General features: G+C 39.2%; 1 rRNA gene. It reads right to left on the bottom strand.

Annotated elements, in window-relative coordinates:
- Positions 1 to 611: 611 nt before the first annotated feature.
- Positions 612 to 688: ribosomal RNA gene (locus Q0791_RS24940) — 16S ribosomal RNA — on the bottom strand; the annotation flags it as partial.

Here is a 688-nt window from a genome sequence, read left to right as displayed (position 1 = left end):
CGTCCTTCATCGCCTCTGACTGCCAAGGCATCCACCATATACGCTTAGTCACTTAACCATACAACACTAATAAGTCTCCGCTTGCTTATCATCTTGTTATCCTGCATTGTGAACCTCTCTCCTCAATCATGTAGCGCTGCTACACTCATTCGTCGTTCAATCCACGGCTTTGCCTAACAAGCGCTAAGCTGCGCTATATCTACTAGATATCAATAAGGGTATTATTGATAGCTGTATCGAAACTAATGGTTTCTACTTTCGCCAAAATTAGAATACTTTATTTATTGCCTAAGCAATAAATAACAAGACACTTAATGTTTAAGTGTTTAGAACTCAATTTTTTATTTCGCACTAATATTAAAAACCGCGACATAGTCGCCATCTCTTCATATTAATACTATCAGCTTTCCAAATTGTTAAAGAACGCTATATAGCAACAAGGCTATACAGTTTGTTGTTATCCCATACTCAACTCTTTATTAAGAGATGTGCAGAAATAAACAAGCATATCTGTGTGAACACTCAAGCACAGGGATGTGCTGTGTGTAATAAATGCATTGAGCAATTTATTACCAACATATTCCTATTCAGAGCTAAGTTAGTCGTTAAGGTAAGGAGGTGATCCAGCCCCAGGTTCCCCTAGGGCTACCTTGTTACGACTTCACCCCAGTCATGAACCACACCGTGG

This window comes from uncultured Shewanella sp. (assembly GCF_947495455.1).
In the GTDB taxonomy this organism is placed as follows: domain Bacteria; phylum Pseudomonadota; class Gammaproteobacteria; order Enterobacterales; family Shewanellaceae; genus Shewanella.
This window is presented reverse-complemented; position numbering and strand designations above follow the sequence as displayed.